The sequence below is a fragment of the Nostoc sp. PA-18-2419 genome, assembly GCF_005869855.1.
Taxonomy (GTDB): Bacteria; Cyanobacteriota; Cyanobacteriia; order Cyanobacteriales; family Nostocaceae; genus Nostoc.
In genome coordinates this window covers 64,735-89,701 of the sequence record NZ_SZNH01000006.1, presented here as the reverse complement: position 1 = coordinate 89,701, position 24,967 = coordinate 64,735, and the positions used below count along the sequence as shown (strand labels likewise).

At 39.5% G+C, this 24,967-nt stretch carries 18 protein-coding genes and 1 tRNA gene; 12 read left to right on the top strand and 7 right to left on the bottom strand.

Annotated elements, in window-relative coordinates; translation table 11 throughout:
* Positions 1-3: 3 nt before the first annotated feature.
* On the bottom strand, positions 4-561 hold the full coding sequence (locus FCR06_RS08480) for a hypothetical protein (protein WP_138498559.1): 558 nt from the start codon (positions 559-561) through the stop codon (positions 4-6).
* Positions 562-1,270: 709 nt separating this feature from the next.
* Positions 1,271-1,873: a GNAT family N-acetyltransferase gene (locus FCR06_RS08475; protein WP_223280077.1), complete on the bottom strand. Its 603-nt coding sequence runs from the start codon at positions 1,871-1,873 to the stop codon at positions 1,271-1,273.
* Between the two features lie 1,262 nt (positions 1,874-3,135).
* Between FCR06_RS08475 and FCR06_RS08470 the strand changes: the two genes are divergently transcribed.
* From FCR06_RS08470 to FCR06_RS08455, 4 genes are all read left to right on the top strand, one after another.
* Complete coding sequence (locus FCR06_RS08470) at positions 3,136-6,729, top strand: response regulator (RefSeq protein ID WP_138498555.1); 3,594 nt, start codon at positions 3,136-3,138, stop codon at positions 6,727-6,729.
* A 99-nt stretch (positions 6,730-6,828) separates the two neighbouring features.
* Complete coding sequence (locus FCR06_RS08465) at positions 6,829-8,082, top strand: hypothetical protein (protein WP_138498553.1); 1,254 nt, start codon at positions 6,829-6,831, stop codon at positions 8,080-8,082.
* A gap of 54 nt (positions 8,083-8,136) precedes the next feature.
* Positions 8,137-8,207: transfer RNA gene (locus tag FCR06_RS08460), tRNA-Gly, on the top strand.
* Between the two features lie 850 nt (positions 8,208-9,057).
* Complete coding sequence (locus FCR06_RS08455; protein ID WP_138498551.1) at positions 9,058-10,839, top strand: M61 family metallopeptidase; 1,782 nt, start codon at positions 9,058-9,060, stop codon at positions 10,837-10,839.
* A gap of 92 nt (positions 10,840-10,931) precedes the next feature.
* On the opposite strand, the gene pyk is transcribed toward FCR06_RS08455, so the two are convergent.
* Positions 10,932-12,698 carry a pyruvate kinase gene (pyk, locus tag FCR06_RS08450; RefSeq protein WP_138498549.1) on the bottom strand — a complete coding sequence of 589 codons (1,767 nt, stop codon included), beginning with the start codon at positions 12,696-12,698 and terminating at the stop codon, positions 10,932-10,934.
* A 385-nt stretch (positions 12,699-13,083) separates the two neighbouring features.
* Here pyk and crtR point away from each other — a divergent pair, with 385 nt between their 5' ends.
* Positions 13,084-13,974 carry a beta-carotene hydroxylase gene (gene crtR / locus FCR06_RS08445; protein ID WP_138498781.1) on the top strand — a complete coding sequence of 297 codons (891 nt, stop codon included), beginning with the start codon at positions 13,084-13,086 and terminating at the stop codon, positions 13,972-13,974.
* A gap of 357 nt (positions 13,975-14,331) precedes the next feature.
* On the opposite strand, the gene FCR06_RS08440 is transcribed toward crtR, so the two are convergent.
* From FCR06_RS08440 to FCR06_RS08430, 3 genes are all read right to left on the bottom strand, one after another.
* On the bottom strand, positions 14,332-14,628 hold the full coding sequence (locus FCR06_RS08440; RefSeq protein ID WP_138498547.1) for a hypothetical protein: 297 nt from the start codon (positions 14,626-14,628) through the stop codon (positions 14,332-14,334).
* A gap of 45 nt (positions 14,629-14,673) precedes the next feature.
* Complete coding sequence (locus FCR06_RS08435; protein WP_138498545.1) at positions 14,674-15,270, bottom strand: DUF3177 family protein; 597 nt, start codon at positions 15,268-15,270, stop codon at positions 14,674-14,676.
* Positions 15,271-16,128: 858 nt separating this feature from the next.
* Positions 16,129-16,374, bottom strand: coding sequence for a Calvin cycle protein CP12 (locus FCR06_RS08430; RefSeq protein ID WP_138498544.1), 246 nt, complete (start codon positions 16,372-16,374; stop codon positions 16,129-16,131).
* A 374-nt stretch (positions 16,375-16,748) separates the two neighbouring features.
* On the opposite strand from FCR06_RS08430, the gene FCR06_RS08425 reads away from it, so the two are divergent.
* The gene (locus tag FCR06_RS08425; RefSeq protein ID WP_138498542.1) at positions 16,749-17,981 is read left to right on the top strand and encodes an FIST N-terminal domain-containing protein; all 1,233 of its coding nucleotides are present in this window, start codon (positions 16,749-16,751) and stop codon (positions 17,979-17,981) included.
* 117 nt (positions 17,982-18,098) lie between these two features.
* On the opposite strand, the gene FCR06_RS08420 is transcribed toward FCR06_RS08425, so the two are convergent.
* Positions 18,099-19,226, bottom strand: a complete 1,128-nt coding sequence (locus tag FCR06_RS08420) for a metallophosphoesterase family protein (protein ID WP_138498541.1) — start codon at positions 19,224-19,226, stop codon at positions 18,099-18,101.
* 233 nt (positions 19,227-19,459) lie between these two features.
* Between FCR06_RS08420 and trmB the strand changes: the two genes are divergently transcribed.
* From trmB to FCR06_RS32465, 6 genes are all read left to right on the top strand, one after another.
* The gene (gene trmB / locus FCR06_RS08415; protein WP_138498540.1) at positions 19,460-20,107 is read left to right on the top strand and encodes a tRNA (guanosine(46)-N7)-methyltransferase TrmB; all 648 of its coding nucleotides are present in this window, start codon (positions 19,460-19,462) and stop codon (positions 20,105-20,107) included.
* Between the two features lie 555 nt (positions 20,108-20,662).
* Positions 20,663-20,911, top strand: a complete 249-nt coding sequence (locus FCR06_RS08410) for a hypothetical protein (RefSeq protein ID WP_138498539.1) — start codon at positions 20,663-20,665, stop codon at positions 20,909-20,911.
* A gap of 126 nt (positions 20,912-21,037) precedes the next feature.
* Entirely contained in the window at positions 21,038-21,475 is a 438-nt protein-coding gene (locus tag FCR06_RS08405; protein ID WP_138498537.1) for a nitrogen fixation protein, read from the top strand.
* A gap of 96 nt (positions 21,476-21,571) precedes the next feature.
* Positions 21,572-22,732 carry a phosphotransferase family protein gene (locus FCR06_RS08400; protein WP_138498535.1) on the top strand — a complete coding sequence of 387 codons (1,161 nt, stop codon included), beginning with the start codon at positions 21,572-21,574 and terminating at the stop codon, positions 22,730-22,732.
* A gap of 25 nt (positions 22,733-22,757) precedes the next feature.
* Positions 22,758-23,879, top strand: coding sequence for a T3SS effector HopA1 family protein (locus tag FCR06_RS08395; RefSeq protein ID WP_138498533.1), 1,122 nt, complete (start codon positions 22,758-22,760; stop codon positions 23,877-23,879).
* 840 nt (positions 23,880-24,719) lie between these two features.
* On the top strand, positions 24,720-24,896 hold the full coding sequence (locus tag FCR06_RS32465) for a hypothetical protein (protein ID WP_189523354.1): 177 nt from the start codon (positions 24,720-24,722) through the stop codon (positions 24,894-24,896).
* Positions 24,897-24,967 lie beyond the last annotated feature (71 nt).

Genomic DNA, 24,967 nt, shown 5'->3' with positions numbered 1-24,967 from the left:
AATTCAATCACTATTAAACCTGCTGTCCACTTCAGTACCCAAACGGCGGACTATTCCTACTGTTTGTGGAAGTACACCCACTAAAAGAGCAAAGGCTACATCCGGCAAAAGAGCCACTATTTCTGGTGGAAAGTATTGTTCAAATTGATCAAGAATTTTTTGGACTCGCTGCCCGGGCACTGGATTTTCTGTAATTTGTTTAATCAGTCGAATCCATTGTCGCCTAATTAAGTACGCTTTCTGACGCTCTTCATTAGATTCTGGAGTTAATAAAGACAGATTACCTATAGGCAGTGCCCTTTGACAATCAAAATCGTAATCCCCACCCACAGCAGCTCCGGGTCCAGCAAACTCTGCATGGTAACGTTTAAACAGTATTAATCCATTTCGCCTACGACTATTGACGATGAAAACTTCTCCACTGTGCAAACGTGTAAGGATATCCGAGCCTGGGGATTGCTCAGTTCCATCTGGCATGACGAGATAGTCAAGGAAACTAGTTTCAGGGTAATAGGTTGATAGCATAGCGGGTTGATAGCGGCGATGCTGTTCGCTATCCATGTTTTTTAAACTTTCAACGAATTTAGTAGTATGCACTTCAACAAGGAACTAACTGTTATATCAAATGAGATTTTTCAATTCTTTTATTATTAACAGTCTTATGGTCAATTTAACTAAGATAAGAATGAATAGGCATTGTTCATTAATTGAGTGATTATATTTTATGAGATATGAGGAAATTTGTCTCCAACTTGCGATCGTCTTTGTTTAAAGTTTTTATAAAGATGAATATCTTAATTACAAAGTTATTATGAGGAATTGAGACTTTTTTTGATAAAAATCTATGAATATCTTGATTATAGTCGATTTAGTTACAATATAATATTTTAAATTTTTTATTAATCAAAAATAAAAAATTTAAAATATAAAGTTTTATAAACAGAAGATACTTTAACAAAATTGTAGTTTTATTAAAATCACTGAGAGTAAATTCTCTCAAAACTCTAAATGTATTTAAATTAGTTATAAAAAGCTGTATTATGGGTTCGTCAAATCACTCATAAATTAAATTATATTTTTGAGTTAAGATTCAGGTATTTAGCAATGTTTAAGTGGTTTGACCAGATTTTTAATAAAATAAAGTTATGTTTCACTGCTAATATTAATGACAGTTTTTATTGATAGTCAGAGTGCTTCTCTTCGGGACGCTGCGCAAACGCACACGCTTCGCTAAGGCAATATTGAAAGTTTACAACTGCTAAAACAAAATTTAAATAGAGGACTCAGCACCGAAATCTTTGTGCAATAACATCTGGCTTGAGCGCTTAAGGAAGAATGTATTCCAATTCGATTCGACTTTATGTACCCGAAATCCTAGCTTGAAATAAAGCTGCCTTGCTTGATGGTTATTTTCCAAAACGTGGAGGTATAAGTCTTTAAATCCCCATTCTTGAGATATTTTTTCGCAGCTATTKAGTAACTCTGAAGCTACACCATGTCTACGGTAATTTGGATGAACGGCTAAATTAGATAAGTAAGGAAAACCCAAGCCGACCTGACTCCAGGAATCGCTGTAACGTACACCCAGTTCTACAGTTCCCACTAAGTTGTGAGCACTAGTAGTATAATCGAGCGCAACTAAACAAACATGGCGCGACGCAGATGACACGATACGATGTCTTAAATCTTCGTAAATACCTAAACGTAGCAATGGAAAAGCCCATCCCCACATACCTTTTTGGGAGTGAAAGCTTTCAGCAATAATTTGGGCAACACTAACTAAATCAGCAGGTGTAGCCATACGAATTTGGAAATGGCGGCAAGCTGGATCGATTGGCTGTTGGTAGTAAGGGTGAAAAAACCGATATTTCAAGGTTACTCTAGTATTAATTTTATTTAAGTAAAATTTTATCAAAAGTCCAAAAACACCATTGAAAGTCAATAAAAACTTAAGAGTCATCCAAGAAATTAAACTAACTTGGGACTGTTAATTTGTTTTTGGTTTTCGTTGAAACAAAGTGTAAAACTTGTTCGAGGTTTTATAAACTGCATTGGTGAAAGCGTCTTATGAGTTACAGTTTCGTTAATTTCTAATCTGAAGTTTAATAAATTCAGGCACATTCCTAATTTTAAGAGAAAAAATTAATCTGTTGTTTGCAAAACCATCTATAAAATGCTGAAGATTGGGTAAATGGGTAGAGAAATAGTATAACTTGTTCATAAGCAGCAGGTACAAAATTTTTAGTTAAATATATCATTGACAAACTCTAGTTTCAAACCCTCATTGTTCAAAGTACTGAGTTGTTTTTGCACTTGCCGCTAGACTAATACTTCTTCGTTCTGGGCTATAAGGACTTTGAAAAAACAAGGCAGTTCCAAGAAAAAATTTGACAAGTGTTAAAAAAGGACTGGAAACTTTAGTCAGACAATCAAACAAAGGAAAAAAAGACAACTTTCAATAAGTCTTTCCTCCGAAGTTTGGAGCGGAGATTTCCTCCGCTCCAACTTCTCTCCTTGTCCCTAGTCCCTCTTGTCCTTCCCTCCTCTTCCCGACCCATATCTAGTTCCCAGTACCCAATGTTTTTGTGCTCCTCTGCTTGTTTACAAACCCTTAATTCCCAATTTCTCAAGCACTACCACTTGTCTTAATGATAGTTCTGATTGCTAAATTGGAAAGAGGTATTTGTCTAATAGTATACTTGGACTTTAAATCTTATTGTTTTAATATTATTGGCTCTACCATGACTACCATAAATAAAATTTACCTGCAAGTGTTAGTACAACTGCTATGAAGGGAAAACTTAATATGCAGCTTTATCTAGATTTTTCAGCTAGCTATGAGTGCTGTATGTAGTATCAAAGATTGCTTAGTGGAGGTGAATGAAGATTTGGCAAGCAAGTATAGACTCTGTAACACTAAAGCTGACTTATGAAGTCAATTACTCTATACCAGAGCAAATAGTAATCGATATCAGCCATTGAGATAAATCACTGTGAGTAAACCGTCCTACACTCGGCAGTCATGTAGCCAAACAGCCTTATTGGTCGAAATGCTCTGCTCTTACCTGACTCAGAAAATCCTTATCCGATCAGATTATTCTTTATCCCACTGCCGTTGCAGCAGGAAAGCGGTGCATGAAATCCCAAGCAAACAGTAAGCCTAAAATTTTGGTTGTCGATGATGAGCCAGACAACCTTGACTTGCTTTACCGCACTTTCTATCGGGACTATAAGGTGCTAAGAGCAACCTCTGGTCCTGCGGCACTCGATTTGCTGGCTCAAGAGGGAGAGGTCGCATTGATCATCTCCGACCAGCGGATGCCGATGATGAGCGGTACAGAATTTTTGAGCCTAACAGCAACTCAATATCCAGATATTATTCGGATTATTTTAACTGGCTACACCGATGTCGAAGACTTGGTGGAAGCAATCAACGCTGGTAAGGTTTTCAAATATGTCACTAAACCGTGGGAAGCAGACGAGCTTAAAGGAGTTGTACGCCAAGCTTTAGATACACACAATGTCCTCAAAGCCCGCACTCGCGAACTTACCCGTACACTGCGGCGAGAGTCGCTATTGAATACGGTCACAAATACGATTCGCGGTGCATTAGACTATCGGCAAATTTTGCAGGCAATTGTAGATTCTGTGGGTCAGATGTTGGAGGTAGATGTCTGTCTGTTGCGTCCCTTCCAAGATGAACAGTTGGCAGAGAAAGGATTTATTTATCAAAAGCTTTTGGATGAACAAGGATACTTTGACACTCTGACACGGGGACACTCTGACAGCGAGATGAATTTTCCTTTAGTCTCTCCATCTCCTGCTCTCCCCATCCCCCCTTCTTTTTCCCTGCTGGCTCACACAGTTTGGGAAACCCGCGAAGTTCAAGTAATTCATGATGTGATAGATGATGAGCGGATTCAGGGTAACACTCCCGAACTGAGCAAACGTAGAGAGGCTTTTGCTGCTGCTAATATTTGTTCTAGTTTAGTTGTGCCATTGATCTGTCAACAGGAACTCATGGCAGTCTTGGCACTGCACCAGTGTTCTCCACCCCGTTTGTGGGGGGATGATGAAGTGCAGCTAGTGATGATGGTAGCCGATCAGGCAGCCTTAGCTTTGTCTCAAGCGTATGCTTATGAACAAGTACGTGCTTTGGCTAAACGAGAAAGTTTGATTAATACGATTACTAGCGCGATTCGCTCTAGCCTAGACCCTGAGGAGATTTTTGCCGCTATTACCCAGCAATTAGGACAAGCCTTACAAGTTGATGGCTGTGTTCTCTCTCTGTGGACAGAGGAAGATGAGTTTGTCCAGTCTGTCGCCTTGTATGACAGTTTTCAACATCCAGAAAATTTCCGTAGGCACAGCCCAACTCAGCCGTTACCAGCCTCAAACAGAAATATAAGTAATAATAATCATTTATCTACTCAAGAATTACCTTATTCTCAAACCTCTATACAGAAAAATCCAATTTTACAAGAAATTTTACAGACACACGAACCGGTAGTAATTGGTAATGTGAACCATTCTCCTAAAGAAATACAGGGTTTTGATTTGTCTTTGAAAATGCCAGCGCGATCGCTAATGGTCGTGCCATTATTGGCTGATGGAAAATGTATCGGTAGTATTACTTTGTGCGAGAGTAATAAAATACGTCAGTGGATGTCATCTGAGATCGATCTAGCTAAAGCAGTAGCAGCTCAAGCAGCGATCGCTGTGCAACAATCACGTCTATATGAAAAAACTCGTCAACAAGCCGAACGCTTACTGGAATTAGACAAGCAAAAAACAGAATTTTTTCAGAATATTTCCCATGAGTTTCGGACTCCAATTACCTTGATTCAAGGGCCTTTAGAGTCGGCAGTCGGGGCAGGAGAGGGTTTATCTTACTCCCAAAGTGCGATCGCTCTACGTAACTCCCGTCGCCTGCTACGATTAGTAAATCAACTGCTGGATTTACAACGCCTAGATGCTGGCAGAATGCAGCCTAGTTTCCGCCCCTGCGATTTAGTCGAATTTGTCAGCCAAATTGTTGAGTCTTTTCGCCCCTACTGCGAGAAAAAGGGATTGCATCTGACCACTCAGTTAGATAAATGTCCTACAGTGTACTTAGATACAGAAAAATTTGATAAGGTGGTTTACAACCTCCTATCAAATGCCATGAAGTTTACTCCTGAAGGTGGTACGGTCAGTGTCAGACTAAGATCTGAAAATGACTGTTGCATATTGGAAGTACAAGACACTGGAATTGGCATTGTTAAAGAACAAATTCCTTATTTATTTGAGCGCTTCCGCCAAGCTGAAGGTTCAGCAAACCGTTCCTATGAAGGCAGTGGCTTAGGTTTGGCTTTAGTTAAAGAATTAGTAGAATTACATGGTGGTCAAGTTAGTGTGGAATCAGTTTATGGTGAAGGTACCACCTTTACATTATTGCTGGTTACTGGTACTGCTCACTTACCCACACAGCAACTGCTGGAAACACCTGTTGAACTAAATACAAGCCGCGCTAGCGTAGAATTGGCTGATTTAGAACTACTAGATCGGACAGCAGATAATATTGAACATATCACAAAAAATTTATCACCCACTTCTGACACTCACTACGGGCTAAACGCCCCGCTACCGCTAACAACATTGGGGACTGAGCACTCTATTTTAGTTGTAGACGACAACCCCGATTTGCGAAGTTATGTATCTGATATACTCCGTCGCAATGGCTATCAAGTACAAACATCTCGTAATGGTTACGAAGGGTATCGCATAGCTAAGGAAATTATACCCAGTTTGATTCTTACTGACTTAATGATGCCTTTGGTCAGCGGACTTGAGATGATTCAGATGATCCGCACTGAGGAGAAGTTGAAAGGAATTCCAATCATTTTACTTACAGCAAAAGTTGACGAAGAAACCCGCATCGAAGGTACAGAACATGGTGCTGATGCTTATTTAGCAAAACCATTCAATGACCGGGAACTTTTAGCGGAAGTTCGCAATCTCTTAGCGTTGAAAGAAAATGAAAAACGAATCTTGGAGTTAAATACTTACCTCACAGAATCGGTACTAAAGCGGTTCTTGCCAGCTGTATTGGTGCAAAAAGCTGCTGCTGGTGATTTGGCGTTAGATTTGCGCCCAGAACCACGCTTAATTACAGTTTTATTTAGTGACATTGTGGGTTTTACACAGCTAGCAAATACCCTTAGATCCCGGCGAGTAGCAGAGTTACTCAATGAATATTTAGAAGCTATGACCAAGGTTGTATTTGCTAATGGTGGCACTGTAGATAAATTTATGGGAGATGCTATTTTAGCTTTGTATGGAGCGCCGGAAGAATTAACTCCCAATGAACAGGTACGTCGTGCCATAAATACAGCAAGAGGAATGCACCGTTCTCTCGATCAATTAAATCAGCGTTGGCGAGAACAAGGTGTATTTGATGGTGACAGACAAACTGGCGTCCAGTTTCGCTGTGGTATCCACCAAGGTACGGCGGTTGTAGGGATGTTCGGTAGCGCTGAACGTGCTGATTATACTGCTATTGGTCCGAGTGTGAATATTGCTGCTAGGTTGCAATCTGCTGCTGTTCCCGGTACTATCTTGGTTTCTGCTGCTGTAGCAGATTATTTACAAGAAGAAGAAATTATTAAAGGTAGTCCCCTAGAACTTAAAGGAGTAGATGAAACAGTTTTGACCTTCGCTGTTACACCAGAAATTATGGTTAATCGCTAAAATTTAGACTGGATTTTAAATTAAGGAGTGAACACTGATAACTGGTTAAAGCCTAGCAATTAGTATAAGTGCCTAATCAGATCCAGTTTCAAATATAATATGAAACCATTGGTTGCAGACAAAACTTCAATTCCAGCCATAGTCCGGAGACGACACACCGACCCACCAGGTTTGTGGATTTCTGTAGTTATCGGTTCAGTCTCTATCCACTTGCTGGTGTTCTGGCTGATGCGCTCATCAAATACGTTTAGTCTATGGTTTCCTCAAGAAACTCAATCGGCTGTACCCATTGAATTAATAGACATTTCTTCTAAAACAAAATCAACAGCCAAGACAGTTTCGCCAAAACGATTATCCTCAACTCAAAAGTCTGTACCAGCACGAACTACCCCAAAAAATCAAGATTTTTCTGCCATAAATTCCAGTGGTAATCTCCAAGCTAAGAGTAAAACTGACGCTTCTCAATCTAATAGTCAACGCTTTCGCCAACGAACAGTTTCCAAACCGATACCTAAACCTACACCTACAGCGATACCTAAAATTCCAACTGACGCTTCTCAAACTAATAGTCAACGCTCTCGCCAACAATCAGTTCCCAAGTCGATAGCTACACCTATACCTAAAGCGACACCTACAATTCCAGTCGCTAATCTTCCTTGGAACCGCCGTCAAAAACTCAAATTTGGAAAGGGAACACCACTACCAGCAGGTATTCCATCAAATCCACCAGTCAAGGAAACTTCACCAACTCCTCCAGGACAAACTCCACCAACTCCCACAGGACAAACTCCATTAACTCCAACTAAGGAAACTCCACCAACTCCCACACAACAAACTCCGCTAACTTCTACAGGACAAACTTCACCAACTCCAGCTAGGGAAACTCCATCAATTCCCACGGGACAAACCCCGTCAACCCCGACTAGAGAAACTTTGCCAACTTCGACTCAAGGAGCATCAGTGGCGATAGTAGCTCCTCTACTTAAAAATGAAGTTAGTAGCTTGATAAAAGCAGGAAGATTGCGACAAGATGGTTTACCAGATGCGATCGCTGTATACAAAGGTAGTAGCACAAAACAGTTCGACTCTAGTTTTCTCCCCCAAAATTATGAACTCAAGCCAGCATCACTCTTGGCTAGCTTACTAATTGATCGCAATGGCAACTTTCAACAGGCTGTAGTTTTAGAAATACAACCAGCAACACTACAAAGTCAAAAAAGCACATATCAGCAAGTCCTAAACGAAATTTTCAAAACAGAAAACTTTGTTGCTGCCCAGAATAACGATGGTACAAAACCAGATTTAAGTAATCTGTATGTCATAATCAAAATTCAATCTCCCAATTCCAACTAACGAAATGCTTGATTTTTAGCGATAAGTGTGTTATACTTCATAAGTTGGAAAATTGCGGGCGTAGTTTAGTGGCAAAACTATAGCCTTCCAAGCTATTAATGCGGGTTCGATTCCCGCCGCCCGCTTGTTGCCGTTATTTAGAAACTAATTATTTGTTACTCTTAACAGATTAAGAAGCTATTTATAAACGATTATCAAGTAGTTAAAATAGGTTTTGCCAGACGTTTCAACATCAAACGAATCGATGAATACGTAAATTTGCGCTTCTTGTTGTAGCGTATGAGCGAAGACAGGTGATGTCTGATGATAAGCGGCTACGCGTATACGCATCTCTAGAACAAGGTTAGCCTGTGACTCCTGTGTGGTTAGATATCATTTATCAACAATTAGCCGAGAAACTAGGAAAATAGAAATTCTCTTTCATAAGATAAAAGCATCGCAGGAGTAAGTATAGTGCCGCGTGGAACAAGGAAAAACAGCAAAAAGCAAGCAGAGAAAAACAATTCTCTTGATTTACCACTTCTACAGTTAGCCAACCAAGCTGGCAATCGCAATTTTAAATGGGCGACTCATGAGTATGTCAACTTACCAAGTTTGCTTATCCTCATTATATGCAGCTTCATTTTAAATTGGTATAAATTGTTTATTAATTCTTCTATGGCTCTATTTTTTGTATTTTCGTCACGCATAAAATAAAAAACTTTTTGTAAGGGACTGACAAATAAAAAATATCCCAAATTTTCTTGTCGGATGGGTGTCCTCACCCGTCCTATATTCAGGGCGGGCTTTCCTGTCCACCCCACAAGAGGGATAATTTATTCTCTGGAAATCCCTAAAAGTTCTATAGTTGCATTTTGAGCAAACCAGTCAAAATAATTCGTAATTGATAACCCGTCAAAAGTTAAAAAATAAATTTGTCATGATGGGACAAGTTAGTAATCTCATTAACTATTGACTATTAACTCAAAACACAAGATGACCAAAGCAACTGCATCCCGTCCTAACACCTACGTCCAGGAAACTGCGCCAACGATTCATTACTCGGTGGCAATGCCCCAACCAGAAACCCATCTGTTTGAGGTGACTTTACAGCTCGTGAATTACCCCTGGCCAATTCTCGATTTAAAACTGCCAGTATGGACACCAGGCTCTTACTTAGTTCGAGAATATGCCAAGAACTTACAGGATTTTGCGGCTTTTGCAGAGGATAAGCCTTTATCTTGGCGCAAAATTAGTAAAAATCACTGGCAAATAGATAAAATAGGTGTTTCCAAATTAACTATACGTTACCGTATTTTTGCCAATGAGCTATCGGTGCGGACAAATCACTTGGATGCTAGCCACGGTTATTTTAATGGTGCGGCAATATTTTTCAGAATAGCTGATTGGGAGAAGCAACCGATTCGTGTCACCATCGTACCACCACGCCCGGAATGGCAGGTAACTACTGCTTTACCTGCCGTTGGCGAGCAAACAAATACTTTCTTGGCTAGCGATTTTGATACTCTTGTTGATAGTCCATTTGAAATTGGTTGTCACCAATTATATCAATTTGAGGTTTTGGGAAAACCCCATGAACTGGCAATTTGGGGGCAAGGTAATTATCAAGCCCAACAGATGATTGCTGATATCGAAAAAATTATTCGGGTAGAAGCACAGATGTTTGGCGGTTTGCCTTATGAAAGATATGTATTTTTGTTACATTTATTTAGCCAAGCTTTTGGCGGTTTAGAGCATAAAGACTGTTGCTCGTTAATTTACCAGCGTTTTGGGTTTCGCGTTCCAGAAAAGTACGATCGCTTTATGCAATTAGTAGCACACGAGTTCTTTCACTTGTGGAACGTCAAGCGAATTCGCCCAAAAGCATTAGAGGTTTTTGATTATGACCAAGAAAATTACACCCCATGCTTATGGTTTTGTGAAGGGACTACCAGTTACTACGACTTGTTAATTCCCTTGCGGGCAGGAATTTATGATGCTAAGTCCTATTTAAATAATTTGGGTAAGGAAATTACCAGATATCAAACTACACCGGGGCGGAAAGTACAACCACTGTCCGAGTCGAGTTTTGATGCTTGGATCAAACTCTATCGTCCAGATCCTAATAGCGGTAATTCTCAAATTTCTTATTATTTAAAAGGAGAAATGATCTCGTTATTGCTGGATTTACTGATTCGCTCTACTCACGACAATCAGCGTTCCCTCGATGATGTAATGCTGAAAATGTGGCAGCAATTTGGGCAAGCTGAAATTGGCTATACCTCAGAACAGTTGCACGAAGTTATAGAATCTGTGGCAGGAATCGACTTAACTGATTTCTTTGAGCGCTACATTCATACCACTGAAGATTTGCCATTTAATCAGTATCTAGAACCCTTTGGCTTGCAGTTAGTAACTGAGCAACAGGAAGAACCTCATCTCGGTGTCAGAACAAATACCGAAAATGGACGGGAGATAATTAAGTTTGTTGAAGCGGATTCACCTGCACAAGCAGGGGGAATTGATGCAGGTGATGAATTACTGGCAATTGATGGGATTAAGATTACGGCAGGTGGCTTAAGCGATCGCCTCAAAGATTACCAACCAAGCGAGAAAATTGAAGTCACAGTTTTCCACCAAGATGAACTACGTACTTATTCCATTACCCTAGCATTACCAAATCCCACTCGGTATCAAGTAAAACCTGTTGATTCTCCTGACTCTACACAACAGCGAAACTTTGTCGGCTGGCTTGGGGTAGCGCTGACAACTGTTTAGGGTCTTGAGCATGGGAGGTATCGAAAAGGTAGGGTGATGGGGTGAAATTCTCTGCCCATCTCCCCATTTCACCATCTCCCCAGCCCTCAACGCTAAGATGTTTTCACCGCCCCAGAGTAAATCAAACCCCGCTGTAAATCCAGCGTTAGAATAGCTCCATCCCGAATTACCTGTGTTGCTTGCTTCACGCCGACAATCACTGGCACACCAAGACGCAAGCCAATGACTGCTGCGTGACTTGTGAGACTTTCATCTTCCGTAATAATCCCGGCTGCTTTGCGAATTGCTTCCACAAAATGAGCATTTGTGCCAGAAGCAACCAAAATATCTCCAGGATTAAAGTTACTTACATCCATGCCAGTATTAGCAACTCGGGCGCGACCACTCACTGAACCTTGTCCCAGTCCAATTCCATGGCCTAATATTGCGGTTACCACCTCAACTTTAATTAGATCCGTGGAGCCAGAAATTCCCTGGAGTGTGCCAGCAGTCATCACTACTAAATCTCCCTCAGAGAGTAACTTCAGTTCCTGAGCTACATTGATTGCAGCTTGAAATGTTTGACCTGTAGAAGGTAATCCCAGCACTAGCAGTGGTTTTACTCCCCATACCATCTGTAGTTGTCGCGCCACGTTTACGTGAGGTGTCACTGCCAAAACTGGTGTATGAGGACGAAATTTTGAAACATTGCGAGCTGTTGCCCCAGTTTGGGTTAGAGTCATAATTGCTGCTGCTCCCAGTTGCTCTGCAATTTGACTCACAGCTTGGCTAATAGCATTGGGAATAGAACGCCTGGCATCTCTGAGTTGACGTACTGTTGATTGTGCCTCCTCTTGCTCGATACGTTCGGCAATACGTGCCATCGTCGCCACTGCTTCTACTGGGTAGTTTCCTACAGCAGTTTCATTGGACAGCATTATCGCGTCTGTGCCATCTAAAATCGCGTTTGCCACATCTGACACTTCAGCACGAGTGGGACGGGGATTACTCACCATACTGTCTAACATCTGAGTAGCGGTGATGATCGGAATCCCTAAGCGATTTGCTGTGGCAATCAGCCGCTTTTGCAGCACTGGGACATCTTCTGCTGGCAGTTCTACGCCTAAATCGCCTCTAGCAACCATCACGCCATCACACAAAGCCAGAACTGCTTCCATTTGTTCAATAGCTTCGTGCTTTTCAATTTTGGCGATCACTGGCACTTGCTTGCCTGTACTAGAAATTAGCTCTTTAATTTCGATCAAATCCTGAGGATTGCGGACAAAAGAAAGTGCTACCCAATCGACACCCTGATCTAGACCAAACATTAGATCCTCTCGGTCTTTGTCGGTCATCGCTTTAATTGATAAGTAAACTCCAGGAAAGTTTACACCTTTATTGTTAGAAAGTTTACCACCCACAGTCACGCGACAATGCAAATCACCTTTGTCACGGTTAATTTCCTCCACGACCATTTCTACTCGTCCATCATCAAGGAGGATTTTTGCACCAACCGGGACTTCTTCTGCTAAATAGTCGTAGGTGACACAACTTATTTCCTGGGTACCAATAACCGGACGATTTGTTAAGGTGAAGCGATCGCCTTTTGCCAGAACTATAAATCCATTGTCAAATTTCCCCAAGCGAATTTTTGGTCCCTGCAAGTCTTGGAGAATACCCACTGGTTGATTTAGTTCAAAAGCTGTTTGTCGAATTAAGCGAATATTACGCTGATGATCTGCATGAGTCCCGTGGGAGAAGTTTAGCCGCAGTGTCGTTGCTCCCGCTTCAATAATCGCCTTGAGCATTTCAGGACTGCTTGTGGCGGGACCGATAGTAGCGACAATTTTTGTCCGGCGTAGAGAATCTCTTAATTGCATAGGAGCTGAATTTAGGGAGCTATCTGGGAAGTCATCGTAACTTTAAATGGCATCTCCTTTTTGGTCACTGCTATCAGATTTAAGCAGTTAAAGTAGGATTATGAGAGACAAGGGAGATGGAGAGAATAGAAAAGACACGGGACACAGGGCAAAGGCTGCTTCCTTATCTTCTTCACGGCGCAGTTTATCCTATCAACATCTTGCCAATTCTCATACCTCACTTATAGGTAAAGACTAAGCCTCGTCTGGAATCATAGCGTTATTCATCTGCCGATATGCTAAGCTGCGGATAAATCTTGCTATACAAAACTTCATAAAACTTTACTATTCACTAATTTTTATCGTATATTCGTAATGTTTGATAAAGAAGGAGTCGATGTCAATAATGCTCACGTCGGAGGCACAAAAGCGATTAACAATTCCTCCTAAGGAATTTTTAGCGCCTCCTGGTGATTTCAATCCAACACAACTGCTATTTTCGGTTGCTGTGGGAATGTTGGTATTATCTAACTTTGGTTACTGGCTGTGGCAATGGCCGCACTGGCTGTGTTTTGCTGTTAACACTATTGCCTTGCATTGTGCTGGGACAGTAATTCACGATGCTTGTCACCAATCTGCCCATCGCAATCGGCTAATTAATGCAATGTTAGGGCATGGCAGTGCATTGATGTTGGCTTTTGCTTTTCCAGTGTTTACGCGGGTACATTTACAACATCATGGTCATGTCAACCATCCGAAAGACGACCCGGATCATTATGTCTCTACAGGTGGGCCTTTGTGGATGATTGCATTTCGGTTTTTGTACCATGAGGTATTTTTCTTTCAACGCCGATTGTGGCGTAAATATGAGCTACTAGAATGGTTGATTAGCCGTTTAATTGTCGGTTTAATTGTTTATATTTCAGTTCAGTACGACTTTTTAGGTTATATTTTGAATTTTTGGTTTGTACCTGCTTTTGTAGTAGGGATAACACTAGGATTATTTTTCGATTATTTACCCCATCGTCCATTTGTAGAGCGCGATCGCTGGAAAAATGCCCGCGTTTATCCTAATGCAATTCTCAATATCCTAATATTAGGACAGAACTACCACTTAATTCACCATTTATGGCCTTCTATTCCTTGGTATAATTATCAGCCTACTTATTACCTGATGAAGCCTCTGTTAGATGAAAAAGGCTGTTATCAAACTTCTGGTTTACTACAGAAAAAAGACTTTTTTGAGTTTGTTTACGACATCTTTTTAGGAATTAGATTTCATCATCATGAAAAATAAAATTGTTGCATATTTATAAAGTGAATCTGAAGTAAGGGAGCCAGGTGTAGCTCAAAGCATGTTTGAAAAGTCAAAATATATACTTGAAACCTCTCTACTCTCCGATTAAAGATAGTAAAAATAAATATTTTTGGCGTAACGCACCTAGATTAATAGTGCGTTACGTTGCACTATAATGCACCAAACAAAGTTAATCAAAATAATATCCCGGTGTTCACACTCAACAGGAACCAGTGCGTGGGGTAGACAGCGCTGTAGGCGGGTTTCCCGATTTGAAGTTGCTGACTGATGAGAGTCAGTCAGCAACTTCAAGTAGTTATTTTATTTCGTGGAGTTCCCTTATAAAAAGTTTGTTAGTTAAACACCTACTTCTAATAATAGAGCTTGCATAGCTTCCCAAGAAAGTCCTTGTTGAATGTAACGAGGGGCTTCAGGATTGTAAGGACTAGCTAGTCGGTCGATATTAAGAATAATTGCCTCATCTGGCAAAACAGGTACATCTGGATCAAATGCTGTTGGATGCATCAAAGAACTGGAAAAACCTTTGAAAACAGCAATTGAATCTTGCTCACCAGCAATTTCTACTGTTACAAGTAAGACTTCTTGAGGGCGTTTAGCGGTATATTGTTCCAGTCGCTGGCCAATGGAATTCATTTTTGAAGGTTAAATTTTCAATCTTCAATTAAAGCACAAGCATAATTATTGAGGTGTAGCTGTGCGTCCCTGCTTGCCTAGTTTAATTAGAACAAAGTAGCTTAAGTAAAGTACATAAATTACTAAACCAATTATGCCAAGGAAACCTAAGAATTCAGCTTTACTATTAGCATGAAAATATTCTTTAAATAGTAATGGAGCCTCGAACCAGACACGACAATAGGGCGTCTTGAGCGCATTTCCAGAAAAAGCACAACTTAAAAAAAGTGCAGAGGTTACTGCGCCTAAAATACAATAAACAGTTGTAGCCCAGCGCCAAGAAGTAAAAACTAACTTTAAATATTTAGTCGTTTGATACTCAATTTCATCATTGAGATCTACCCAAAACCATAATGAAATCGGAATCAAAATCCGAGCCATAAATCCAGAAATAAAGCTAACTGGATATTGGGCAATCATTAGATAAACGGTGATTGCCAGTAAACTTGATATTCGCCAGTATATGCCTAATAAGCGTTGTATGCCTTCTGCTTTTTGCACAAACGCCCAAATTAGCAGAATTAATGGAATAATTACCAGAAATAATACTGCTAGCCGATAATCAATCCAGACAAAAGGGCGAAACCAAACATTATAATCCATAGTTTTTATCAAGTGATAAATAAAACATTTTCAACCAAGACCAAATATATAGAACTAAGACTAATCTACTTTAGAAAGTGTAATTTTTAGTTTAGATGGATAAGAAGTAGAAATTTATAAATTACACAAATGACATCAAAATTAGTATGAAAAGTTATTTTTTAGGTAAATCAACTCTGACATACCTCTAAGCTATTAACTATAGCAATTCTATCCCAGTTATGAAAATTACTTTTTTAACGTATCACAAGGATGCAAATAATATGAAGATGTAGAAACAGAAAATTTCATTACCTCAAGGATGACCGCAGGTTGTTGCTATAACTTCGTTAACGCCAATACAGTGGCTTCTCAACCTATACAGCCAAATAGTTTTTAGGTCTCACACTAAACGGATTGTACTATAAAACATGTTTGTAGGGGCATACATTTGTACACCCCTACAACCAGTCGATTTGTTACAAAAATTTTTCGTAACAAGTACTACAGTAATACGTTAATGAATTGATTTTTGTGAATCTCTCTATTTGCCAAAACAACAACCAACTCGAAGATTCTAAACTTTGATTCTGCACCTAAGTAGATGTAACAGCATTAGAAAGACTTGGAAAATCTACCCAGTGCCTATACATATAACAGCTTCAGGCAAAACTCGGAATTTTTTAGGGTGTAAAGATTTACTTCCAAAATGAAAATCCCTAATTCTAGACATTTTTACCAATTTTCCACTTTTGGCAAAGATGGCAAAAAGGCGAGAATGTGATTTTATCGGGGAGTGATGCCAAGGTGCAAGATATCATTAAATAGATTCTAGCTGCCTGTTGACCGAACAAACAGAAAATTCATTTGCCTCAATTTCTAGTCGTCGTAAACTCGGCATTCAATTGCGTCTGGGTTATCATCGCAATATTGTTCAAAAGAGTTTTTTGGCTTGATTTGGCGTTGGTGAGAAGCTTCGGCTCGTAATTCTTCTACTGCATCCCAAGCAGCAGCACACTCTGGTGAGGTGTCACCGCTGGTGTCACAGACAGTACGTGCTTCTTCCACTTCTTGTTGAATTTTTTGTTGAATATCGCCCTTTGCTGTTCCTTGAATGTTAGTCATTGTTTTAGTCTCGTTGCGTGTTGTTACTACTAGTATAGAAAAACTTCAAAAATGACAGTTTTTGGTTTTATTACTAACCATTTTAACCACTTGGCCGAGAATTAAGTTAGCGTTTGAGCCTATTGATTTCTAGCCAACACAGCAAATTGCCAAATGTATAGTGCATTGACCTTTATTTTTTAAGATTTTATGGAATCAGTACTACAGATAGATAATCATACAATATATTTAGATGCATGTATTAGGGAATGATAACTCCAGTTTCGTGGAATGGCGAATACAAACAACTGGGGGCAACTCTTGTAGAATGCAATTCTTCGCAAAATGAAAAATCAAAAACTACTAGCCTAAAAAGCAAAAGAAGCCCAAAACTCATGGCACAAATGCAGTGGTCAAATGCCCTATCAACCCATCATTCATTGGAAGCAGCAGTTGCAGATGTGGTACAACGAGCTGTCTCGTCGTTAACAGCACCTGCGGATTTAGGGCTGGTATTCATTTCGTCTGCTTTTACGAGTGAGTATTCTCGACTATTACCTTTGTTAGCTGAGAAACTTTCTGTGCCGGTGTTAATTGGCTGTAGTGGCGGAGGTGTGATTGGGACAACGGTTAAGGGAGAAATCCAAGAACTAGAAGCTGAACCAGCTATCAGCCTGACTTTAGCCCACCTTCCAGGCGTGAAGGTGCAAGTGTTTCATGTTGTTGCTGAAGAATTGCCAGACTTAGACAGTCCACCAGATGCTTGGCTTGATTTGGTTGGTCTACCACCCTTCCCCACACCCCAGTTTATTTTGCTGTCTAGTTCCTTCGCCTCTGGAATTAACGATTTGTTGCAGGGGCTAGATTTTGCTTATCCAGGATCGGTAATAATCGGGGGACAAGCTAGTGGTGGGGGTATGGGTGGTCGTGTTGCTCTATTTTGTAAAGATGACCACAGCGATTTTGGTCAAAGCTTGTATCGTGAGGGCACTATTGGCATAGCTTTGACTGGGAATATTGTTTTGGAAACAATTGTTGCCCAAGGATGCCGACCTATTGGCAAACCTTTGCAAGTCACAAAAGCCGATCGCAACATCATCATCGAATTAGATGAGCAAGTACCTTTAATAGTGTTACGAGATTTAATCGCCAGTCTCAGCGAAGAGGAACGTACTCTAGCACAACACTCTTTGTTTGTGGGTGTGGCAATGGATGAATTTAAGCTGGCTTTACAACAGGGAGACTTTTTAATTCGCGGTATTCTTGGTGTAGATCCGACAGCAGGAGCAATCGCAATTGGCGATCGGGTTCGTCCCGGACAAAGGCTGCAATTCCACCTGCGCGATGCTCAAGCCTCTGCTCAAGATTTAGAATTACTTCTCCAAAGTTATCAAGACCAACGCAACGCCGAACCCTCTGCCGTAGCTGCTTTGATGTTTGCCTGTGTGGGAAGAGGCGAAGGACTGTATGGTAAACCTAATTTTGATTCAGAACTATTTAGCCAATACCTCAAAGATATTCCTGTAGGCGGGTTTTTCTGTGGCGGTGAAATCGGCCCTGTTGGTGGTAGAACTTTCTTACACGCTTACACTTGTGCATTTGGAATTTGTCGGCAAAATCAGTTATGAGTGGGGTTGGGGACTGGGGACTGGGAACTAGAAAATAAATATTTAGGAATACTTTCTTACTCAGTATACAATCCCCAATCCCTAATACCCAATCTAAAATCCAAAATTCAATGACTCCTAACTCCTATCTAGTAAAAGTGTGCTGTTATTATCAATCAAAGTCAGAGTTCCACCAGTAGCGATGCCTGAGTTAGGCTGGGATGCACCATAAGTCTGAATGTAGCGCTGTACTTCTATTGGAAAATGTGGGTAGTCTAATACGGCATCGCCATCGGCAATAGTCGCCCAGAAGTCGCGCAAACTAGGAGCTAATTCTTTTGCCTGCGATAATGGTAAGTTTAAGGGAGAGTTAGTTAGTAGTTTAATTAAAAAGGGAAAAGAGCGATCGCCCATCCACTGCCGTGATGACTGTTGCAAGTTGGGGAAATCGGGTACTGACTCTACTCTATAGGATAAAATTTGTAGCCATTCTTTACCTTGGTTATCCCGATGAAACTCCAGCAGGCGATAAGGGTGAGGATAGCTAACCAAAGAACCAGTGGTAATATCATATACTCCATCTGAGTAAGCAACGTCTTGAACGTGCAAATGCCCAGTAAACACTAGCTTTACTCCGTAGCGCTTGAGTAACTCCAACGTTTCGGCTGAATTTGCCAACATATAGCGATCTGCTAGTGGGTGGTTCGATTGATTGGGCAAATGTTCGACCACATTATGATGCACCATCACCAAAATTAATTCATTAGCAGACGCCGCTAGCACATCTTCTAACCAGCGTAGCTGTTCGAGATCCAAACATCCGACCTGCTCGCCTTGGTCATTAAAAGAGTTAGAATTCAATCCAATCAGCTTCACTCCTGGTAGCAACTGATGAATGTAGTACATTTGTTGTGGATCGTCATAGCCACACTTAGTGTAATAGTAGGGAAAATCTGCAAAAGCAATTGATTGGCGATCGGCCAGCAGTACCGGAACGTCATGATTGCCAGGAACAACATAGACGGGAAAAGGTAGCTGGGCTAAGCGTTGTTGCAACCAAGCGTGATTTTCCGGTTCGCCGTGTTGAGTTAAATCTCCTGGCAACAAGAGGAAATCTAAATCGAGCTGTGTTAAATGTTGTAGTACACTTTCAAACGCTGAAATACTGACTTCCACTAAATGAAACCGACTAGGATGATTCCAGATTGTGTGGGGAAGTGCCAGGTGTAAGTCACTGACTACCGCAAAGCGAAAATTGAGAGTCATCGATTTATGAAAATGTTAAAAGGAGGAGTTAAAACAAGTCTTTTCCAAAAAGTATAACCCTTACTCAATGTTGGTGCAGGGGAATAAGTATACTTAACATTTGTACACATTTAGCATCAATTACACGTTATAGTAACAATTAACTTTAATAGTTATGAAATATATTCAATCTGCATAAATTAAACAAAAATTTGATTACTAAAAATTAGGAATACTAATCAGGAGAGCAAATTTTGGCAGCAGTCCGAGTCCGCCAACATGTTAATCCACTTGCCCAAAAGTATCAAACACCAGTAAGTCCTCTTGACTGGAAAAAAGTTTATTCAAAGCCAAATCAATCGCTACATCTAGATATTGGCTGTGCTAAGGGACTATTTTTGTTGAATATGGCCAAGATTGAACCAAACTGGAATTTTCTTGGTTTAGAAATTCGGGAACCGCTTGTACTGGAGGCGAATAAGTTGCGTTCTCAGTTAGGTTTAACAAACTTGCATTACTTATTTTGTAATGTAAATAATTCGTTGGAATCGCTTTTATCTTCTCTGCCTTTGGGAAGTTTACAGCGGGTGACAATTCAATTCCCCGATCCTTGGTTTAAAACCCGCCATGCTAAACGCCGTGTAGTCCAACCAGAACTAGTGGCAGAATTAGCAAATTATCTTGCAGTTGGTTCCGTTGTATTTCTGCAATCAGATATGAAATTTATTGCGGTGGAAATGCGCGATCGCTTTGCTGCTCACCCAGCTTATCAGAAAATTGGTACAGGAGAATGGTTAGACGAAAATCCCTTACCAGTCCCCACAGAACGAGAAATATATACTCAAAACAAGGGTGAACCTGTTTATCGAGCTCTGTTTGAAAAGGTGACAAGTTTAGGCTAGTACACTGTGGTACAAGCTAGGTTAGCACAACTAGTTGCGCCAACCGACAAATTGCTGTATCTCATGTAATTGCCAACTGCTATAGTACTGTAGAAATCCGATTTGATTGATGAATTACTCGTAGAAACTGGGGACTGGGGACTGGGAAGAAGGAATAAAGGTGTACCTAGCTTCTTGAAAAATCAAATATGAGTCCTATATAGATTTAAGTATTAGTTGTTGTTTTCTAGTTAGACATTGCCTACAGATTGGGTAAAAGTTGGGGACTTAAATGTTTTATTATGGGTCGAAAAGTTAATAAAATATACCCTAATAATTGCTGTAAAAGCTTTTTACTGAAGTAATTCCTAGATATATAAGTTAGACAAATAAATAGTTTTAACTAAAAACTGTAAATTTATTATTTGGTGACATAAAAGTTCTACTTCTGTCTAGTCTAAAATTTAAAAACACACTTAAATCATTTCATTGATGCCTAAAATATAAACAGATTTGGGAATTACAGTAATTTGTAATTAAGCCTATATCTAGTTATATATTTTGAGGAAAAGCACAATGGAAAGGAAGAATTCAAATATGCGCTTAGAAATCAATAATCTAATTGATGACGCTGTTAACAATGCAGTAGCACGACGGAACTTAGGTGAGGATTCAGAAGATACTTTGCTAAATCTGTCTGATGAAGAAACAGCAAAAGTTGAAGGTGGTATTGCAAGCGTTTCTCTTGTGAAAATACCGATTATTTGTGGATTGATTGCACTACCACGAGTGCTACCACAAATCAATCAAACATCAGTTTATTAAGTTAGTAATTAGTATAAACTCTTGCACATTTAATTTGCTTATTTAGGTTGATGGAGACGAGTTTGACTTAATACTGGCTGTAACTCTCCATCAGCTTAAAAATATAATTCACTATAGGTTCAATTTATGGAAGACATGGCTACAGAAAAGACTACACTTTGCCCTAGTGCCAGACCAGAATGGCAGGATAGTGTTGTTTTCGGCGTCGTTAGTGGCACAGTCACAGAACCCCGCGTAGCTTATCTCAAGCAGCCACAAGCCCTCACAGATGAACTGATAGCAAAAGCTGCGCCAGTAACACCCACGGAAATTTTTCGCACCGCGGCACCCTGTGCAACTAAAAGTTGTCAACATTTTGATGGCAAAGATTGTCGTCTGGCAATGCGAATTGTAGAAAACTTTCCAAAGGTAGTAGAGGATTTACCACCTTGTTCCATACGCCGAGATTGTCGCTGGTGGCAACAAGAAGGCAAGGCAGCTTGTATGCGTTGTCCGCAAGTGATTACAGATAATTACAATGCTTCAGAATTACTAGTAAAAGTAGCAACACCAACTATTAGTTAGCAGTACTAGTTTTAAGATTCCTTGCTAGAACAGCCTGTGGTAGTAACTTAACTACCACAGTTTTCTCTACATCAAAGGTTGATACATTTAAAGCTTATGACATTTATCTTAAACTCTCATAATGTTATTGATTATTTAGTTGAACAAGGGTTATGTAAGCAGTCTGACAAACTACTGACTACAGTGGAACCAGTTGTAGCGAAGAACTTTAATTTATTACTAAGTTTACCAGGCGATCGCCAGCTTTTAGTTAAGCAAGAACGACACAACAGGGAAGGCAAAGCCGCTGGTGAGTTTTTCAGGGAGTGGCAAATTCAAGAGTTATCACACCGATTTCCAGAACTTAACCACTATCGCCAATTTTTGCCAGAAGTACTGCATTTTGATGCCGAGAATTCCATTATTGTCTTCAGATATCTGGATGACTATCGGGATTTAATGGATTTCTATGCTCAAGAAAATAGCTTTCCTACAGAAATAGTTAGGGTCATAGGCACTATTTTAGCAACCATCCACCGTGATACTTACAATCACCAAAAATATCAAGATTTTTTTTCTCAAAAACAGCATAATCTTGTAAAAGATCGAGTATCACATTTGATCCAGAGATTGGAACAAATTGAACCAGAAATTTTTGGTTCGGTGCCTGATGATGGGTTAAGATTTTTTGTCCTTTATCAGCGATTTGATAGTTTGAGTAAGGCAATTACTGAACTGGGTAACGCTATGAATCCCTGTTGTCTGACTCACAACGATCTAAAACTAAATAATATTCTTTTGCAAAAAGATTGGCAGAATTCAAGTAACAGTATTGTGCGGCTAATTGATTGGGAACGCTCTACTTGGGGAGATCCTGCTTCTGATTTAGGAACACTCATTAGCAGCTATGTGCAAATCTGGTTAAGTAGCTTAGTTATTAGTAATTCTTTGAGCATTGAAGAATCTCTGCGTTTAGCAATAACGCCCCTAGAACTTCTTCAACCTTCAATTGCTACATTAACTCAAGCTTATTTCAACAAATTTTCAGAAATTGTAGAATACCGCCCTGATTTTTTGCTACGGGTGTTACAATTTGCAGGTTTTGCTTTGATTCAACAGATTCAAGCTGTGATTCAATATCAAAAATCTTTTGGAAATATAGAAATCGCCATGCTTCAAGTTGCTAAAGCGTTATTATGTCGTCCGGAACAATCAATACCAACTATTTTTGGTTCTGCTGCTTTTGAATTAACTTACCTTAGTGCTTCCGTAGCTTAAAAGATTTTGTTACTACTAAATTATCATGCCATTATTAAACTTTACAGAACCGCAGACTTTAACTGAGTTAACTGGACGATTGCCCGAAGTTGTAGAAGACATTGTTCGCAAAGTTGAGATTCAGTCTGATTTTTCAATTCGCCATCCAGATTATAAACCTTTGGAATTACCATCTGGGGTGGTTACTCGTTTTCAGAAAATGCCAACCCAGATGCAGCAGAAATATATAAGTCTGCAACTAAGGAGTTTTCTCTACGGTATCTATTACAATGGTTCAATGCGAACTGCATTAGCACTGGATGGAGAAAACAATAGTCTGCCTCTAAATTTAGAGAATAATACAATCTTAGGGGTAGATTTGGATTTTTATGAACGATTAGATAAAAGTAATTCCGGCGAAGGTTATTTTGACCCAGGTTGGTGTGTTATTAGAGAAGAAAATGGTGGTAGTTTAGCAGTAAATAAAGGCGGTTTGAGATTATATATTCAGCGAGATAAGCATCTTAAAACTATCGAAAAAGATGCCTTAGTTGGTGATACTGTCTCTATCAAATTGCCCAAAAATAGGGTACAAAACGGCTTTTATATGGCAGTTAGCAATGTAGGACTCAATTATCTTGACGATGTACAAAATCAGTCTGTAACTGTGCGAATCTATTTCAATATAACTCCTGAAGGTGCTGTTGCCGTCATGGGTCGTCTAACACAACAGTTGAATGAGTTAGCAGTTCCTTTTAGTTTTAAAGTTCTGTATAACCCAAAAGAATACCAACGTTATGATTCAGGGGTACTTTACTTTGATCGCAGAGACTATGAAATAGTCCGACAAGTTTTAACAAATATTTATCAAGAATATCAATCATTTTTTAAGCCAGAAATTCCTCTATTTACCAAACAGCTAGCACCAGGGTTGGGGTTGGCAGAAGAACCAGATCATAAATTTGCTATTCAGGAAAGTTTTGGCATGAATCGCTGCCAAATTGTGGCAAATGGATTGCTGGCTGCTCGGCATGAAAGTAATGACTCACCACAGGAACGAAAACAGGCTATATGTGATAAATTTTCTCTTTTAGGTATCAGCCTAGATCGGAGCTACTTGAATTCTAAATCTGAAGATATTTATGTAATTTTAGATATAAGTCGCTAATGTTTATAGAGGCGTGTCAAAGAACCTCGATTTGACCGAAAATACATGACAACTTATAGTTAATTTTTTCTTTCAGTTCAAGATAATTCTTGGACTGCTTTTTTTTTCATACTTTTGCATAAATTATGCCTATAAAGCTGAATACAAGTATCGTAAAACCTGTGATTTAAGGTCGATTTTATTTTGGCGATCGCAGTATATTTATCCCTTGTATATTACTCTCATCAAATAAAAATCAAAGTGTCTAATTTTATTTAATGAATCTAGGTGTAGGACACCCCTACGGTAGATGCATTAAGAGGCATAAAGAAGCAGGGTTTTATTAACTTTTAGATAGGCATTCCCATTCCCATGCGGAACTCCTGCACAGAACTAAGCTAAGTGTCTTGTAGAGAAATGCGATGCGTTAACTAGGAGTACGGGAAAAACTGATTTAAGAAGCAGAAGAGAAGGTTCAATAAATCGGATTTAATACTAAAAATAAAAAGAGACATAAATGTTGTAATTGTGTGTATAAAAACCAAATGTATTTGAATATATTTATATCAATTGTATTTCCGGGGCTAAAAACTTTTTATTTTAACTTTGAACAATAGACGATGTAAAGAGTATCCACAACATCAAGAGTAGTTTCCGAAATTTTTAGTTGTATGTTTTAGTAAACAGGTTAAAAAATTTATTTTTTTATTAATATAAAGCCTATAAATGGATTTTTTATGTCATGTTTTATAGTTATTAAAGCCTTGTAGTTTTTAATAAAATCATTGATGATATAGATGTGAGGAGGAAATACAATTCCTCACAAAAACTCAAACAAATTGACTTAGGAGTAAAGTTACTATGGCTAACATTGCAATTTCAAATCTACGTCCTGCTGGTGCTGATTTGTTCGATGGTTCTGAAAGCTTTATGAATGATTTAACTGATAGCGAATTGGATATGACTAAAGGTGGTTTGACTCCAGCATTCTTTGCTGGCGTTGCTGTTGGTATTGCTATTACTTATGCGCTGAAATAGAAATCGATAAATCGATGATATAGATGTGAGGAGGAAATACAACTCCTCACAAAAACTCAAACAAATTGACT